Consider the following 15712-nt stretch of genomic DNA (forward strand, 5'->3'; position numbering starts at 1 on the left):
GTAAGGTGAAGCCATCATCTGGACGGGCCAGAGCCCATGCCGGGTTTCGCGATCCCGGACACAGGCGTCTGCCGACGGAAGAGGGCGTTTGGAGCTCTCGTGACGACGTTCGTCACCGATTGCTCCGGCGTTCGACAACTTGGACAGGGCTGAACGGCAGCCGGCAGGTCTTGGCCGGGAAGCCGCATCTCCGCAGGGCGCTGCCGCGGTGCCACGGGGAACGATCAGAAGGGGGTCGGCGCGATGGGCGCGACGGCGAAGGACCGGCTCAAGAAGCACTTTGTGAACCATGTGGCTCTCGTCATCGACAAGTCCGGCTCGATGAGGGGGCACTCGGAGCAACTCATCCGTGTGGTGGACGAGTTCGTGAAGGGACTGGCGGAGGAGTCCGACAGGCTCGGCCATGAGACCCGGATAAGCCTCTATGCCTTCGACCATCTGGTCGAGAACCTGGTGTGGGACATGGACGTCAAGCATCTTCCGTCCATGCGCGGCCTGTACACGGTCGAGAACGGCGCGACCGCGTTGATCCAGGCATCGCTGAAGGCGCTCGACGACCTCGGCAACATATGGGAGGAGTACGGCGAGCACAGCTTCCTCCAGGTCGTCGTCACCGATGGCGAGGAGAATGCCTCCGGAGCCGACAGGACGGGCGCGCGCCACGACACCCTTCCCGGCGGCCGCGCCGTCCTGGACGAGTGGCGAGGCAGAATCACGGACAAGATGAACAGCCTGCCGGATCACTGGACCTCGGCCATCATGGTGCCGAACTCCCTGGCCAAGCGCACCGCTCAGCAGTACGGCTTCCCGACGGGCAACATCTCCATCTGGGACGCGGACTCGGCACAGGGCGTCGAAGAGGCGATCGGCACCGTCAAGACGGCCGCCACCAGGTTCCTGCGGGACCGCGAGCAGGGGGTGCGCGGAACCAGGAACCTCTTCGCGATGGGGCAGGAGCTGAGCTCGGCCGAGGTGAAGTCCAGCCTCCAGGCCCTCGACATCGGCAAGTACGTGCTGATCCCCGTGGACCGGCAGACGTCCATCCGTGATTTCGTCACCAGCGCAGGGCACCAGTACAAGACCGGCTGCGCCTTCTACGAACTGTCCAAGCGCGAGAAGATCCAGGCCAACAAGAAGATCGCCGTGGCGGAGAAGGACCCCGCCACCGGCCGGATGACCGGAAAGGTGTTCACGGGCCCCGCTGCGCGGCAGCTCCTGGGCCTGCCGGAGACGGAGGTGACGGTGACGCCGGGGAGCAATGCGGCATACACCGTGTTCGTCCAGTCGACCTCCGTCAACAGGAAGCTGGTCCCGGGAACGAAGCTGCTGGTTCTGCTGTAGCCGGGAGTTCCCGTTCAGCACCCGCCGATCGCGGCCGGGGAGCGGTGGCCGGCCGCGGACGCCGCTGCCCCGGCGGACCAGTTCCCTCCGAGGCCATCCGCAGGTCAGCAGGGGATTCGCCCAGTCGCCGTGGTCGTTGCCGTCGCCTCCGTCCCCCACGGCCAGGCCGAGGACCTGCCCGCCGGTGACTGGCACCTCGGTGGTGAGGGGCGTCGACGTGCCGCTGAGGCCGGGGTGGTGGTGAGGACCTTGCCGTCGAGGAGGGCGGAGAAGGTGACGGTGCCGGGGGCGCCGTGGTCACGCCCGCGGTGGCGGTGAACCTGCTGCACTGTCCGGCGAGGCAGACCATGACGTCGCTGGGCGAGTTGGTGCCCGGGCCCTCGGCGTGGACGGTGCCGCCGAGGCCGAGAGGGGTGCCGCCACCACGACGTCCGTGACGAGCCGCACGCCGGACCTGATCACCACCCCCAACACGCTCGCGGACCCCGGCACGTGGGTGCCCAGGACGAGCACCGTCACCGGCGTGGCAGCGTCCTTCACCAGCGCCGTGCCGCCGCTCTCGGTCACCGTGCCGGAGCTCGTCCTGACCTGATCGCACCCTACCGGCTTCCGAACTGCTGGCTGAGCTTGTCCTTCACCTCACCCGGCACGCCCTCGGGGTACTGCTGGTGGAGCGCGCCGAGGATCTGGTCGGGCAGGCCGTCGGGCAGTCCCTGTTCCTTTGCCCAGCCCTGGACGTCCTCGCCGGCTCCTGCGGAGCTCGGAGGGCCGAAGGGCGTGCCACCGGCTCCGCCCGGCGGCTGGGCGCCGCCCGGGAAGCCGGCGGCGAGCTTGCCGATGTCGGACTTCAACTGCTGCGTGATCACCATCGCCGCAACTCCCACGCCGGCGAAGAAGAACAACGCCGCTGCAAGGCTCGCACCGAGAACGGTCAACGCTTTCCGGCGGCGCCGTACGAATCCGTTGTCGAGCGGTTGCACGCGCCCGGCGGCCGGGCGCCTCGCGCGTGCGCGGGCAGGGGATCGTGTGTTGGCCATATGCCTTTCTTTCAGGGCTGGTACGCGCCCGGACAGGTTGCCCGGACGATGGCCCGCTGCAAGCGGTGACGTGGCCTGTGCGGACGGGGCGAGGCGGGAGGGATCCCTCGGGCGGCGGGGCCTTCTCGTGGCTCAGTCGAGCCGCACGGTGAGCATCACCACGGCTGGGGCGTCGGCGACGAGCCGGTGGCGCTCGGGGGGGATGGGGACGAGGGTGTGCCGGTGCAGGGACCATTCCCGTTCGGTGGTGGCCAGCCGCACCCGGCCCGCCAGACAGGTGAGCAGGGCGGCGCCGGGTGCCTGGTGTTCGGCGAGTTCCTGTCCGGCGGTGAGGGCTATCAGGGTGGTCCGCAGACCGGGCAGGGCGGCCACCGTCCGGGCTGCCCGGCCCGCGGGCGACGCCGCGGCCTCGATCAGCAACTGCTCTGCGAGGACGTCCAGTGCCACGACGTCCGCGGCCTCGTCCGCAGGGCTGTGGGCTGAGGTGGTCATGCGAGCTCCCTCTGGTGTCTCAGCGCAAGGCTGTCCCGGAATCTTGGGGGGTGTGCGGCGGTGTCGGTGCCGGGTGGGCGGTCATCCCTCACGGCGTCCTCTCCCGCCCACTGTGCGTCATCGGATCGGCAGGGGCGCGTCGAGCCGCCTTGTCGGCGGGGGTGCGGCGACGGCCGAGCAGAATGGCCACCGCGACGGCCGTGGCCCCGGCGGTGATCGCGCCGCCGAACAGGGCGGCGTGCAGCCCGGTGACGAACGCGTCCTGAGCCTGCCGCAGGACCGGGCCGCCCACCGCGGCGGCACCCGCCAGTGAGGAATGGGCCGCCTCGGCGACTCGGGACGGGACGTGGGTCATGTGCAGGTTGTCGCGGTAGACAGCGGTCAGGATGCTGCCGAGAACCGCGATGCCCAGCGCTCCGCCGAGTTCCCGCGCCAGGTCGTTGACGGCGGATCCCACGTTCTGCAGCTCCTTGGGCAGGGCGTCGGTGATGGCGGTGGTGGCCGGGGGCATCGCAAGGCCCAGCCCGGCGCCGAGCGGGATCAGGCCGGCAGCGATCTGCCCGTACGGGCTGGCGCCGTCCAGACGGGCCAGGACGGCCAGGCCGGCGGCGAGCATGAGCAGCCCGGCGACCCAGGGGCCGCGGACGCCCAGGCGTGTGGTCAGCAGCGGGCTGAGCCGAGAAGCGGGGATCATGCCGATGGGCATCGCGAGCAGGCTGAGGGCGGCGGTGAGCGCGCTGTCCCCGCGGACGAGCTGCAGGTACTGCATCACCACGAACATGAAGCCGAACAGGGCGAAGAACTGCAGAGCGATGGACAGCGAGCCGGCCGCGAAACGGCGGTTGCGGAAGATCCGCGGATCGAGCAGCGGATGCCGACGGCGCAGCTCGTAAGCGACGAACCCGGCAAGGACGAGCAGGCCGAGCGCGATGCCGCCGAGAGTGACGGGGTCGCTCCAGCCGTTCACCGGGGCCTCGATCACCGCATAGACCAGCCCGGCGATGCCGGCCGCCGCCAGCAACGCTCCGGTCACATCCAGTGGTGCCGGGCGGGCATCGGCCGACTCCGGCACGAAGACCGCCGTGCCGGCCAGCGCGACCGAGGCGAGGACCACGTTGAACCAGAACACCGACGGCCAGGACCACCACTCCAGGAGCAGCCCGGAGGCCAGCAGGCCCAGTACCCCGCTGGCACCGGCGACCGCCGCCCAGATGCTGACCGCCCGGGCCCGCTGGGCACGCGGGAAGCTGCTGGTGATCGTCGACAGGGTGGCCGGCATGATCAGGGCGGCGCCCACACCCAGCACCGCGCGCAGCGCGATCAGCATGTTCGGGTCGCTGGTCAGGGCCGCCAGGGCGGATCCGGCCCCGTAGACGACCAGGCCGACGACGAGCGCGCGGCGCCGGCCGAACCGGTCCCCGAGCGCCCCGGCCGGCAGGAGCATGGAGGCGAACACCAGACTGTAGGCGTCGATGATCCAGGACTGCTGGGTCTGGTCCGCGTGGGTATGGCGTGCGATGTCGGGCAGCGCCACATTGAGCGATGCCATCGCGGCGACCACGGTCGCCAGCGCGAGACAGGTGATCGCCAGAACGGCACCCTGGCGCACGGCTCGGCCAGGAGACTCGGCGACGGTCGGTCGCGGGTCGGCAAGCAAGGGAGTCGGCCCTTCGTTCGGGGGCGGGTACCGGCACAGCCTCGTGTGGCCGCCCAGAAAATATCAACCATGATGAATTCCCGGGTGCGGGGCACAAGGGCCGGGAAGCGCGATACGCGCGCACAGATCTTCGATGTCGCCCGCTGCCGCTTCCTCCCCGGCGGACACCAGGCCGTCACCCTGCCTGCCGGTGCCGCCGAGGCGGGTGTGGGCGTCGCTCCGGTCGGCTACTGCTTCGGCTCCGGGAAGGACCTGACCGGCGCGGCCCCGACCCCGGCCGTCAACCCCGCCGAGCCCCTCGCCCGCGCTGCGGAAGGCGAACCGGCCACTTTCCCCCAGCGGATCCTGTGCGACCTGCTCGCTCTGTGGCCGGCGCCACGCACGACCAGGCCGTGACCGCCCTGGTGAGGGAGATGGCGGAGCCGGAAATCCTCGACGAGACGGCCGCCCGGATCGGCGGCAGGGGCGCCCGCGAACGCGCCGGCGGGTTCTGAGCACACATCGCCGGCCTCGTCGTCACCCGCTACATCCTCCGCCGGGAACCGTTGGCCTCTACGGCGGCTGATGAAATAGTCCGGATCCACGGCCCCCTGGCCGGGTTGCCGGCCGGCCTGGCGGCCCGGCTGAAGGAATGCCGGGCCATCGCTGTCGAACAACCGGGCCATCGTTGTCGAACAAGGTCGAACAAGACGGGACCCCGGCCGGTCTCCTCGTCCGTCAGCCGGAGAGGGCCGCACACAGCAGTACCGAGGTCTGCGCCGCCGAGAGAACGGATGCCGGGGTCCGGCCGGTGGCTGCTATATGGCGGTCGGGGCGGACGAGTACAACAGAGGCTGCCCCGGCCGGCCCGGGCAGGTCGACGAGGTCCTCGTCGGTGAGGAAGAGCACGGGGATTCCCGCCCACCGCGGGTCGCCGGAATCCGGATGTGCCTCGCCCGCGCGTCCCCGCGCGACCCACGAGAAACCGAGGGGAGCGAGCCGCTGATGGAGCCGTCCGCCGCTGCGCAGCCGGGGGTTGGGCATGCGGCGGCCGACCGCGAAGGGAGTGCCGTCCGTGCCTGCGGCCGGTGACCCGAGGTCGTAGGCGATGTCGAGCATGCCGACACCACGTCCCAACCGCGCCTGCACGGGGCGACGGGACAGGACCGTCGGCGCGACGATGCCGAGCAGGGCGCGGGACAGGCCCTTGCGCGTGGTGAGTGCGCTGGTCGCACGGGCCGTACCGCGCACCATCGCGTGGGCGACCGGCCGCCGTTCGGCTTCATAGCTGTCGAGCAGCCCGTCGGTCGCGTCGCTGTCCGCCCGCCCGGCGACAGCGAGCTTCCACATCAGGTTGTGGGCGTCCTGCACCCCGGTGTTGAGTCCCTGGCCGCCGACGGGGCTGTGGATGTGGGCGGCGTCGCCGGCAAGGAAGATCCGTCCCCGGCGATAGTGGTCGGCAAGGCCCTGGCTGAGCTGGAATTCCGATGTCCAGGTCACGTCGTGACTGCCGAACGCGATCCCCGACCGTCGTTGGATCAGGTCGTCGAGGAAGGCTTCGTCGATGAGCGGGGGCGCATCCTTCCCCGCCCGGGGGACGTGCGCGATGATGCGCCACCGGCGGGGCTCCGGCATCGGCACGATGAGCAGCAGGCCCTCCGGCGCGAGATGGACATGCCCCTCGTCCTCGGTGAGCGCCGACGTGGTCTTGACGTCGGCCAGGACGAATGTCGCTCCGGTGTCCGAGCGGTCCAGGCGCAGGCCGACCGCGTCCCGGACGCGGCTGCGCCCCCCGTCGCAGCCGACCAGCCACCGCGCGCGCACCACCTCACGTCTGCCGGTCGCATGTTCCAGCGTGGCGTGCACACGACTGCCGTCGTCGTGGAGTTCCTTGAGGGCCACTCCCCACTCGATCCTGCCGCCCCCTTGGGTGAGGTGCGTTTCGAGGACGCGTTCGGTGGCGTACTGGGGGATCGACAGCCAGAAGGGATAGGCGGTGTCGCCCCAGGGCAGGCCGAGTAGATCGACTCGTACCGGGCCGCGGCGCGCGGTGTGCAGGTTGAGTGCCCTGAAGCGGGTGCCTTCGGCCAGGATCCGGTCGGCCACGCCCATGGTTTCGAAGATCTCCATGGTGCGGGCATGGGCGACCAGCGCCTTGGAGAAGGTGGAGCGGCACGGCTTGCGGTCGACGATACGCACGGTCAGGCCGTGGCGTACGGCCTCGCAGGCGGCGGTCAAGCCCGTGGGGCCGGCGCCGATGACCAGGACGTCGAGGTCGGTCCGGCGCTCCCCGCCCGGCTCCGCCTCCGCAACGCCCGGGATGTCGTACTCATGAGTGGGTTCCATGGACACGGTCGTCTCCTCGCATGGGTTGGTCTTGCCGATATTCGCCGTAGGTCATGAGATTTCTTGATGTCTGCGGTAAAACGCGCTCATCCGGGGGTATTTGAACGTCAGCCTCTACCGGTCGACGGTTTCGTCCAGGCGGCATCGGCGCCGCTGTGGCCGATCCGGGCGATCTGGACGCTGCTGCCGGTCACACCCGTCAGCGCGAGGAGGACGAGCACCACGGCGAAGGGGCGGGCGACGGCGGTCCGTTCCGTGCTCCGGGGACGGGCTTCCCACCGGGCCAGCCAGAACAGGGCGGAAGCGCCTACGGTGAGGACGATCGTCCACGGGAGCAGACCGTGCCCGAGGTCGGTGTGCCGCCGCACCAGACCGGTCTGGTGTACGCGCTGCGCGAGTGACTCGCCGGACTTGACGGTGAGGGGAACCAGGATCAGGGCCGTGAGGCTCAGCAGGAGGGGCAGCGCCCCTGTTCGCGCCCGGAAGCGCGGCCACAGCGCGGCCAGCGCGACGGTCAGGGCGGCGGCGGGCACAGCGACCACGGTGGCGTGGACGATCAGGGGGTGGGCGGGCAGACCGAAGAGCGTGTCGAGCAACGAGTCCTCCGTGGGTTCGGTGAGTCGTGGCAGAGAGCGGGATCCGGCCGGTGACCGGGGTGGCGTCGGGCTGTCGATGACGGTGGTGGTGCGACGACGAGGGCCCACCGGCGGCGGTGGATCGGGAACGGGGCATCTGCGGCGGAGGCCGGCAGCGCCCGGTGTTCGCGTTCGGCGCCGCCCGGTGACACGGGCGGGTGTCGCTGGGCACCACTCACTCCTCGGCACGGCACCGGTCGCCGGTGGAGCCGCCGTCCGTCGACCCCGCGATGGGCCGTCGTCGCGTCCCGCCCGGGAGATGTCCGGGGAGGGCCGGCCTCCCGGGCGGCGCAACAACTCCATGTGTCACAGGTGTGGTTGAGGCATCCGTCAGCCCTGCGGCTGCGAAGCCTGCTCGCTTCGCCCCCGGTCTTCGGTCAATGGCGATTCATCGTCCGCGACACGAAGAGGCAGATGCGGCGTTCCGCCCGCAGCCGCCTCGCCCGGCAGATGCGGCAGGAACCGCTGCAGCAGTCGCGGCATCCACCAGGCGCTCTTGCCGAGGATCGCCATGACGGAGGGGACCAGGACGAGCCGGACCAGCGTGGCGTCGATGGCAATCGCGACGGCCAGGCCGAAGCCGAAGAGGTTGACGGTCCGCTGGTCGTTCAGCTGGAAGCTGCCGAACACCACGACCATCACCGACGCGGCGGCGGTGATGATGCGGGCGGTCGCCGCGATGCCGTTGCGCACGGAGGCGCCGGTTTCCCCCGACCGCAGATACTCCTCCCGCACCCGGCTGAGCAGGAACACCTCGTAGTCCATGGACAGCCCGAACAGGACGGCGAACAGCATGACCGGCGCGAACGACTCCACCGGCCCGGCCTCGGCGCCCAGCAGCCCCGCACCCCAGCCCCACTGGAAGACCGCGACCACCACGCCGTACGCCGCTCCCACAGAGAGCAGGTTCATCACCGCGGCCTTGAGAGGCACGACGAGCGAGCGGAACTCCACCGTGAGCAGCAGGAAGCTCAGCCCCACGACGAAGGCGATGAACCAGGCCATCTGGCTGCCGAGCCGGTCGGCAAGGTCGATGGCGGTGGCGGTGGAACCGCCGACGTGCGCCTCGGCGCGGGGCGCGGCCGCGGGGAGCACATCCTCCCGCAGCCGGTGCACCAACTGCTCGGTGGACCTGTCATCCGGCGAACCCTTGGGCACCACGGTGTAGACGGCAGTGGTCCCGGTCCCATCCAGCCGCGGCGGCCGTACTTCCTGCACCCCTTCGGCGTTCTCCAGCTCGGTACGCAGCGCGGCTGCCTGCCGCTTCACCCCTGCTTTCGGCTCCTCGTCCCCGAACTGCGCGGTCACCACCAAAGGGCCGGTCCAGCCCGAGCCGAAGCCCTTCGCGACCAGTTCGTACGCCCGGCGCTCCGTGCTGTCCTTGGGCGCCGACCCGTTGTCGGCCGTACCCAGACGCAGCGAGAACAGCGGGAGGGCCATGGCGATCAGGACGGCGGCGGACGCGAGGAGATAGGGCCAGGGGCGTCGCTGGACGAGGCCGGTCCAGCGGTGCCAGCCGCTGACCCGGCCCGCGCCGTGGTCGAACCGCAGCCGCCGTACGCGGAAGCGGTCCAGCCTGGCGCCGAAGACGGCCAGCACGGCCGGCAGCAGGGTGATCGCCGCCAGCAGGGTGGCAGCCACCGTGATGGCGCTCGCCAGACCGAGGGCGGAGACGAAGGGAATGCCGATGAGGTACAGGCTCAGGATCGCCGCGATCACCGTGGCGCCCGCCACCAGTACCGAGCGGCCCGCAGTCGACAGCGCGATCGGGATCGACTCCTCGGGGGAGTGCCCTGCGTGCATGCCCTCCCGGTGCCGTGTGACCACCAGCAGCGCATAGTCGATCCCCACACCGAGAGCGATCATGGCCGCCACCACCGGGCCGGAGGTGCCGATCGTGGTCACCCCGGCGACCACGTCGAGGACCGACATTCCCAGAGCAAGCGCGAACAGGGCGGTCAGCAGCGGCACCACCATGGCGAAGACCGACCCGAAGGCCACCAGCAGGACCAGGACCGCGGCAGCCAGGCCGATCGCCTCGCTCCCCGACGGGCCGTGCTCGCCCTGGAGCACCGCGCCGCCGTACTCGACCTGCGCGCCCGCCTTCCGCACCGGGGCGAACGCCTTCTGCGCGGCCTCCACCGACTCCTTGGCGACGTCCTTGGCCCGCTCGGTGAACTGGACGGTCGCGATGGCGGTGCGCGTGTCGTCGGACACCATGGACGGCCCCGGCCCGTACGGCGACTGGACCACCGCCACGTCCTTCGAGTCACGCACCGCGGTGACGGCGTCCGTGACGGCCGCCCTCACCTTCGCCGAGGTCACGCCCGAGTCACTGTGGATCACCACCTGCATCCCGTCCCCGGACAGCTCCGGATACCGCTCGCGCAAGGTGTCGTAGGCGGCCTGGGAGTCGGTGTTCTTCAGTGTGAGATCGTTGTTGAACGAACCGCCGGCCGTATGCGCGGCGAGGGCCGATCCCATCACGGCCAGCAGCCAGACGGCGATCACCCACCATCGGTGCCGCACCGAAAAGCGAGCCAGGGCAGAGAGCACGCCAGCCTCCATCGTCAGGACCAGCGGGGCCTGCCCTGTCGCCGCAGCGCATCCCCGGCAGACGGCTTGGCCAGGAGCTCTCAGGACAGGCGGTTGCGGGCCGGAAGGCGCAGGGAACGGTCCCGCTGGGGGAGCAAGTACGAGCACAGACTCGTGTGGCCGCCCCTATGATCTCAACCGTGATGAATTCCGGGGTGCGGGGCAGCGGGACCGAGGAGCCCGAGACCCGCACCCGGATTCGCGACGTCGCCCGCCGCCGCTTCCTCAACGGGGCGTCCCTGCCGTCGATCTTGACGTGCGATGTCCAGGCCCGCTCCTCCGCCCGGAACCGTTCGCCGTCCACGGCGGCTGATGAAATAGCTGACGAGACAGTCGGCGGGCGCCTGGGGCGCCGCCGCATCTCTCGGGTGAGGCCGTGCGTGGCACCACATCTCCGTGTGATGCCTCCTGCCGGCCGACCGGGTCGTCACCGACTCGATGGAAGGCCCTGTGCAGGTTGCGGCGGCGGGCGGCGAACCGCCGCATGAGGCTGACCCGCCGGGAGGCGCAGCGTGATGCCCCGTCCCGCGCAGTGCCCCGGGGCGCCGTCCGCTGCGGCCGCCCGCCTCGATAGGGCCCGTCATGACCGCAGTCCACAGCGGTGGCGGCAGGGGCCAGCGTCGTTGTGGGTGTCGACGGTTCCGCCGCTTCCGAGGTGGCGCGGGGGTGGGCGGCCGAGGGGGCACGCCCGCGCGGCGCCCGCCTGGAGGTCATCAGTGTCCGGCAGGGCGGCTCGCCGGGCCCGGTCCCACCCGCACATGACAAGGAATTCGAACGTCACGCCAGATCGGTCCTCGAAGAGGCTGTCGCCGTTCTGACTCCGGGTGACGTACCTGCCGGCGTTGACACCAAGGCCGTCAAAGGCCGTCACGCCGCTGTTCTGATCGACACGTCCGCGGGCGCCGACCTGGTCGTGGCGGGTTCACGCGGTCACGGTCGCGGGTTCGCGCGGTCATGGTGGCGTCGCGGGGACGGTCCTGGGCCCGGTGGGCCAACGCGTCGCCGGCCATGTGCACTGTCCTGTGGTGATCGTACGCGGGATGGGCCGGCCCTCGGGAACACCGCACTGCGGGCCCCTGAAGGCTCCTCACGGATCGGATGTGAGGGTGCTGACGGAGCCCTGCGGCAGTGCGACAGCGGGGAGTTCCTCCGCCACCGCCCCACGGCGCGGCTGTGCCGGGCGGGGCGGCGCTCAGCGGTTGGCGGCGGCGAGGAGTTCGCGCACCTCGGCGGCGGCGGGGACGCGGCCGGAGACGAGGACCTTCTCGTCGACCACCAGGCCGGGAGTGCTCATGATGCCGTAACCGACGATGGTGGGGTAGTCGGTGACCTTCTCGACCGTGGCGTCCAGACCGAGGGCGTCGAGGGCCTCGCGGGTGATGCGCTCGAGAGCGTGGCAGTTGGCGCAGCCGGGGCCGAGAACCTTGATGATCACGAGAGATTTCCTTTCGGGAGGGCGGTGGAAGGCGGTGGGGGACAGGTGGGTCGAATGGCGGGCGGTCACGTGAGAATGGAGTTGAACAGGTAGCCCACGCCGGTGATGCCGACGGCCACCACGGCCGCGAAGGCGGCCAGCAACGGTGGTTTCAGGACGCGGCGCAGCAGGATCATCTCGGGCAGCGAGAGGGCGACCACGCTCATCATGAAGGCGAGCAGGGTTCCCATGGGCAGGCCCTTTTCGTGCAGCACCTGGACCAGGGGCATGATGCCTGCGGCGTTGGAGTACAACGGGACGCCGATGACGACGGCGACCAGCACGCCGAAGGCGTTGCCGGCTCCGGCGTAGCGGGTGAAGAAGTCCGCCGGTGCCCAGCCGTGGATGACGGCTCCCATACCGATGCCGATGAGCAGGTAGGGCCAGATCTTGCGCAGGATGCCGACGACTTCCTCGCGGCCCATCTGCAGGCGCTGGGCGAAGCTGAGGCCCGCGGTGGAGTCGATGACCTGCCCGCCCAGCCGCGTTTCGAACACGAACGGTTCGACCCATTTCTGTACGCCGAGGCGTCCGAGGACGAAGCCTGCGGTGACGGCCACGGCCAGGCCGGAAAGGATGTAGAGGGCGGCGATCCGCCAGCCGAACATGGTGAAGAGCATGCCCACCGCGATCTCGTTGATCAGCGGGCTGGCGATCAGGAAGCTCAGGGTGACGCCGATCGGTACGCCGGCGGCGACGAATCCGATGAACGCCGGCACCGCACTGCAGGAGCAGAACGGGGTGGCGATGCCCAGCACCGCGGCCATGACATTGCCGACGCCCTCGCGCTTGCCGCCGAGCAGCGCACGGGTGCGCTCGATGCTCATGTAGGAGCGCAGCACGGTGACCACGAAGATGATGCCCACCAGCAACAGGATGATCTTGACCGAGTCATAGCCGAAGAAATGGATGGTCTCGGTCAGCCGGGCGGTGGCCTTCATGCCGACGACGTCGTAGAGCAGTCGGTCCCACACCCAGCCGTTGACGGAGTAGGCGAAGATCCACGCGGCCGCGGCGCCGACCAGGGCCAGGGTGCGGCTCCGGTTGCGGCCGGAGGCCGGCAGGCGCTCGGTGATGCTCACGGCCGCACCCGTCCCGGGGCGGGCAGCCCGGGAAGGGCCGCGTGCAGGCGGGCCAGTGCGTCACCGGCCAGCGCGTAGTCGACCCAGCGACCTCGACGGCTGGTGGTCACCAGGCCGGCCTCACGCAGCACCTTGAGGTGGTAGCTGAGCAGGTTGCCCTGGACCGGCACATGCTCCTGGAGGTTGCAGACACATGCCGGCCCCTGGGCGAGCTGCTGGAGCACCGCCCAGCGGACGGGGTCGGCCACCGTCTGCAGCAGGGAAACGGAGGCGGCCGCCGCCAGCGTCGTGTCAGCCTGCGTGTCCACCGTCATCGATTCAAGTGATTTTGAATCAGTCACATTTGAAATGTAGGGCGATCGTCGACGCTCGTCAAACGGGGACTGTCGAACCTGGCCGCGGACCTGCGGCGAAACGAGGAGTCGGGGCGGTGCGGCTCGGCCGGACCTGGACCGGGAAGGCGTGGGATGGAGCGTCACATCGAATCGGGTTGAGTAATTGCGCTCCCGCGGGCAGGATCGGTCCACGGGGCAGCTCTCACCGGCCGACCCGCGTCTCGGGCCACCTGGTCAGCACCCGTGCCCACGCCTGGACCAGCCGGCCGGGCCGGTGGCTGCCGGCCGTCTCCGCCGTTGTTCTGGCCGCGGTGGCCGCCGACGCGTTCACCGCCGACCTGGTCAAGGTCCCTGCGCTCAACCAAGGCTCTCGGCCCGCACTGCCTCGGGCGTCCGTGGCCGGCGCCGGGTCCGTGACCCGGCGCGTACCCGGTTCGTTGGGCCGTCCGCCTCTGGGAACGGGCCCGGCCGCCCCCGGTGGCCGTGTCGGGGGCGTGCGGTGCGGGGCCCGGGGTCGCGCAGCCCGTTCAGCAGGACCCGGGCCAGTCCCTCGGCCCGCTCGGCGGCCACGGTCGTCCGGCCGGTGAGGAGCAGATAGAGGGTCGATCCGACCAGGGCGTCCACGACCGCGTCGATGTCGGCGTCGGAGCGGAACTCGCCGTGCTCCACGCCCGCGCGCAGCAGGTCGGCGATGGCCGCGTGCTGGTGGCGGGTGTGGTGCAGGCACAGCGACTCCGCGTCCAGGGGGTTCTCGGCGGCCGCCGCGGTGAGGGCCAGAGCCAGGGCGGATACGCGCGGATCGGTGTAGACATCCGCGTGCGACCGGAACCAGGTGGTCATGGCCTGTGCCACCGATCCCGGGCCGGGAGCGGGTAGCTCGCCGTCCGGGACGACGGAGAGATGGCCGCGCCGGGCGACATCGCCGACCAGGGCGGCCTTGGACCGCCAGCGGCGGTACGCGGTGGGCTTCCCGACGCCCGCCTTTGCGGCGACCTTCTCCATGGACAGCCCGGCGTAGCCCTCCCGGAGCAGCACCTCGCGCGCGGCGTCCAGGATCGCCTGGTCCGTGTCCGTGCTCCGGGGCCGCGTCAGGCATCCCGCCCGGGCGGCCGCAACCATCCCTGACCGACCAGGTGGCCGCCGTCCACCCCACGATCCGCAAGGTCTGGGCGGACGGCGGCCACCGCCGGCACCTCGTCGAACACGCCGCCCGGCCCGGCATCGACAGGGACATCGTCCAACGGCACCCCCGAGGCCAGGGGAATCATTCAGTGGCCGGCCGCCGTCGCCTGACGTGCCGCCGGGGCCGCTCCGCGTCGGCTGTCGGTGCTGAGCGCGTGCAGGATCTCCTCCACACTCTGCTTGGCGTCGCCGAAGAGCATGCTGCTGTTCTCACGGAAGAAGAGCGGGTTCTGCACGCCCGCGTAGCCGGAGGCCATGGAGCGCTTGAAGACGATGACCTGCTCGGCCTCCCAGACCCGCAGCACCGGCATGCCGGCGATCGGGCTGCCCGGGTCCTCGGTCGCGGCCGGGTTGACGGTGTCGTTCGCTCCGATGACCAGCACGACCGAGGTGTCGGCGAAGTCGTCGTTGATCTCGTCCATTTCCAGAACGATGTCGTAGGGCACCTTCGCCTCGGCCAGCAGCACGTTCATGTGCCCGGGCAGGCGCCCGGCGACCGGGTGGACGCCGAAACGGACCTCGACGCCCCGCTCGCGCAGTTGCCGCGTCAGCTCCGCCACCGGGTGCTGGGCCTGGGCGACGGCCATGCCGTAACCGGGGGTGATGATCACCGAGCGGGCCTGGGCGAGCATCTCGGCCGCCTCCGCGGCACGCACCTCACGGTGCTCGCCCTGCTCCTCCTCACGGCCGGTCGGCGCCTCGATGCCGAAACCGCCCGCGATGACGGAGATGAATGAACGGTTCATCGCCTTGCACATGATGTAGGACAGGTAGGCGCCGGAGGAGCCGACCAGTGCGCCCGTGACGATGAGCAGGTTGTTGTCGAGCAGGAAGCCGGCCGCGGCCGCCGCCCAGCCCGAGTAGCTGTTCAGCATGGAGACGACGACGGGCATGTCGCCGCCGCCGATCGAGGCGACCAGGTGCCAGCCCAGAGCCAGTGCGAGCACGGTCACCGCGATCATCAGCGCCAGGTTCGGGCTGATCGTGAACCAGGCCGTCAGTACGGCGAAGGCGCCGAGCGCGCCGAGGTTCAGCGCGTTCTTGCCCGGCAGGACCAGCGGACGGGAGTTGATCCTCGCCGAGAGCTTCAGGAACGCGACGATCGAGCCGGTGAAGGTGACCGCGCCGATGAAGATGCCGATGAACACCTCGGCGTGGTGGATGCCCAGCAGGTCGGCGCCGATCCGGGTCTGCGCCGTGCCGTGCGACTCCACCTCCAGGTAGCTGTTCCAGCCCACCAGCACCGCGGCGAGGCCGACGAAGCTGTGCAGCACCGCGATCAGTTCGGGCATCTGCGTCATCTCGACGCGGCGGGCCCGCCACAGGCCCATCGCCGCGCCCAGCGCCATCGCCAGCACGATCAGCGCGACCACGCCGGCGGTGACGCTCTGCGCCGCCACCACGACCGTGGCGACCAGCGCCAGGGCCATGCCTGCGATGCCGTAGACGACCCCGGCGCGGGAGGTGCGGTGCTGGGACAGGCCGGCCAGGCTGAGGATGAACAACAGGGCGGCGACCAGGTCGGCCGCGTGGGATGCCGTCATGGAGGTCATCTCG

The 15712-nt window shown here is 70.8% G+C and carries 14 protein-coding genes and 4 pseudogenes; 6 read left to right on the top strand and 12 right to left on the bottom strand.

What is annotated here, in order from left to right:
* Positions 1–243: 243 nt before the first annotated feature.
* On the top strand, positions 244–1341 hold the full coding sequence (locus ACFSL4_RS04460) for a vWA domain-containing protein (RefSeq protein WP_381078728.1): 1098 nt from the start codon (positions 244–246) through the stop codon (positions 1339–1341).
* 117 nt (positions 1342–1458) lie between these two features.
* On the opposite strand, the pseudogene ACFSL4_RS04465 reads toward ACFSL4_RS04460, so the two are convergent.
* Positions 1459–1560 (bottom strand): annotated as a pseudogene (locus ACFSL4_RS04465) (NPCBM/NEW2 domain-containing protein); the annotation flags it as partial.
* Positions 1561–1774: 214 nt separating this feature from the next.
* Here ACFSL4_RS04465 and ACFSL4_RS04470 point away from each other — a divergent pair.
* A complete protein-coding gene (locus ACFSL4_RS04470; RefSeq protein ID WP_381078927.1) occupies positions 1775–1933 on the top strand; it encodes a hypothetical protein in 159 nt (52 codons plus the stop codon).
* Between the two features lie 7 nt (positions 1934–1940).
* On the opposite strand, the gene ACFSL4_RS04475 is transcribed toward ACFSL4_RS04470, so the two are convergent.
* The 3 genes from ACFSL4_RS04475 to ACFSL4_RS04485 all read right to left on the bottom strand — a co-directional run bounded on the left by ACFSL4_RS04475 (position 1941) and on the right by ACFSL4_RS04485 (position 4479).
* Complete coding sequence (locus ACFSL4_RS04475; protein WP_381078730.1) at positions 1941–2210, bottom strand: hypothetical protein; 270 nt, start codon at positions 2208–2210, stop codon at positions 1941–1943.
* Between the two features lie 300 nt (positions 2211–2510).
* The gene (locus tag ACFSL4_RS04480; protein WP_381078732.1) at positions 2511–2870 is read right to left on the bottom strand and encodes a cupin domain-containing protein; all 360 of its coding nucleotides are present in this window, start codon (positions 2868–2870) and stop codon (positions 2511–2513) included.
* Positions 2871–2958: 88 nt separating this feature from the next.
* Entirely contained in the window at positions 2959–4479 is a 1521-nt protein-coding gene (locus tag ACFSL4_RS04485; protein WP_381078734.1) for an MFS transporter, read from the bottom strand.
* 117 nt (positions 4480–4596) lie between these two features.
* Between ACFSL4_RS04485 and ACFSL4_RS04490 the strand changes: the two genes are divergently transcribed.
* Positions 4597–4923, top strand: coding sequence for a hypothetical protein (locus ACFSL4_RS04490; RefSeq protein WP_381078736.1), 327 nt, complete (start codon positions 4597–4599; stop codon positions 4921–4923).
* A gap of 104 nt (positions 4924–5027) precedes the next feature.
* Positions 5028–5108: pseudogene (locus tag ACFSL4_RS04495) on the top strand (TetR/AcrR family transcriptional regulator); the annotation flags it as partial.
* Between the two features lie 136 nt (positions 5109–5244).
* Here ACFSL4_RS04495 and ACFSL4_RS04500 read toward each other — a convergent pair.
* The 3 genes from ACFSL4_RS04500 to ACFSL4_RS04510 form a co-directional block, all read right to left on the bottom strand.
* Complete coding sequence (locus ACFSL4_RS04500) at positions 5245–6852, bottom strand: FAD-dependent monooxygenase (protein ID WP_381078738.1); 1608 nt, start codon at positions 6850–6852, stop codon at positions 5245–5247.
* A 107-nt stretch (positions 6853–6959) separates the two neighbouring features.
* Positions 6960–7448, bottom strand: a complete 489-nt coding sequence (locus ACFSL4_RS04505) for a DUF2231 domain-containing protein (RefSeq protein WP_381078740.1) — start codon at positions 7446–7448, stop codon at positions 6960–6962.
* Between the two features lie 369 nt (positions 7449–7817).
* Positions 7818–10043 carry an MMPL family transporter gene (locus ACFSL4_RS04510; protein ID WP_381078742.1) on the bottom strand — a complete coding sequence of 742 codons (2226 nt, stop codon included), beginning with the start codon at positions 10041–10043 and terminating at the stop codon, positions 7818–7820.
* A gap of 664 nt (positions 10044–10707) precedes the next feature.
* On the opposite strand from ACFSL4_RS04510, the pseudogene ACFSL4_RS04515 reads away from it, so the two are divergent.
* Both ACFSL4_RS04515 and ACFSL4_RS04520 read left to right on the top strand, forming a co-directional pair.
* A pseudogene (locus tag ACFSL4_RS04515) lies at positions 10708–10980 on the top strand (universal stress protein); the annotation flags it as partial.
* A gap of 46 nt (positions 10981–11026) precedes the next feature.
* A pseudogene (locus tag ACFSL4_RS04520) lies at positions 11027–11386 on the top strand (hypothetical protein); the annotation flags it as partial.
* Here ACFSL4_RS04520 and ACFSL4_RS04525 read toward each other — a convergent pair.
* The 5 genes from ACFSL4_RS04525 to pntB form a co-directional block, all read right to left on the bottom strand.
* Entirely contained in the window at positions 11275–11517 is a 243-nt protein-coding gene (locus ACFSL4_RS04525; protein ID WP_381078744.1) for a thioredoxin family protein, read from the bottom strand. The pseudogene ACFSL4_RS04520 and the gene ACFSL4_RS04525 sit on opposite strands and share 112 nt — an antisense overlap.
* Positions 11518–11582: 65 nt before the next feature.
* Complete coding sequence (locus ACFSL4_RS04530) at positions 11583–12638, bottom strand: permease (RefSeq protein WP_381078746.1); 1056 nt, start codon at positions 12636–12638, stop codon at positions 11583–11585.
* Positions 12635–12979 (bottom strand): ArsR/SmtB family transcription factor, encoded by a 345-nt coding sequence (locus ACFSL4_RS04535; RefSeq protein ID WP_381078748.1) that lies wholly within the window; start codon positions 12977–12979, stop codon positions 12635–12637. The genes ACFSL4_RS04530 and ACFSL4_RS04535 overlap by 4 nt, the downstream gene beginning before the upstream one ends.
* A 351-nt stretch (positions 12980–13330) precedes the next feature.
* Entirely contained in the window at positions 13331–14092 is a 762-nt protein-coding gene (locus ACFSL4_RS04540) for a TetR/AcrR family transcriptional regulator (protein ID WP_381078750.1), read from the bottom strand.
* Positions 14093–14241: 149 nt separating this feature from the next.
* Entirely contained in the window at positions 14242–15708 is a 1467-nt protein-coding gene (gene pntB / locus ACFSL4_RS04545; protein WP_381078752.1) for a Re/Si-specific NAD(P)(+) transhydrogenase subunit beta, read from the bottom strand.
* Between the last annotated feature and the right edge of the window lie 4 nt (positions 15709–15712).

Origin of the sequence: Streptomyces caeni (assembly GCF_042678285.1) — a bacterium.
GTDB lineage: Bacteria > Actinomycetota > Actinomycetes > Streptomycetales > Streptomycetaceae > Streptomyces > Streptomyces caeni.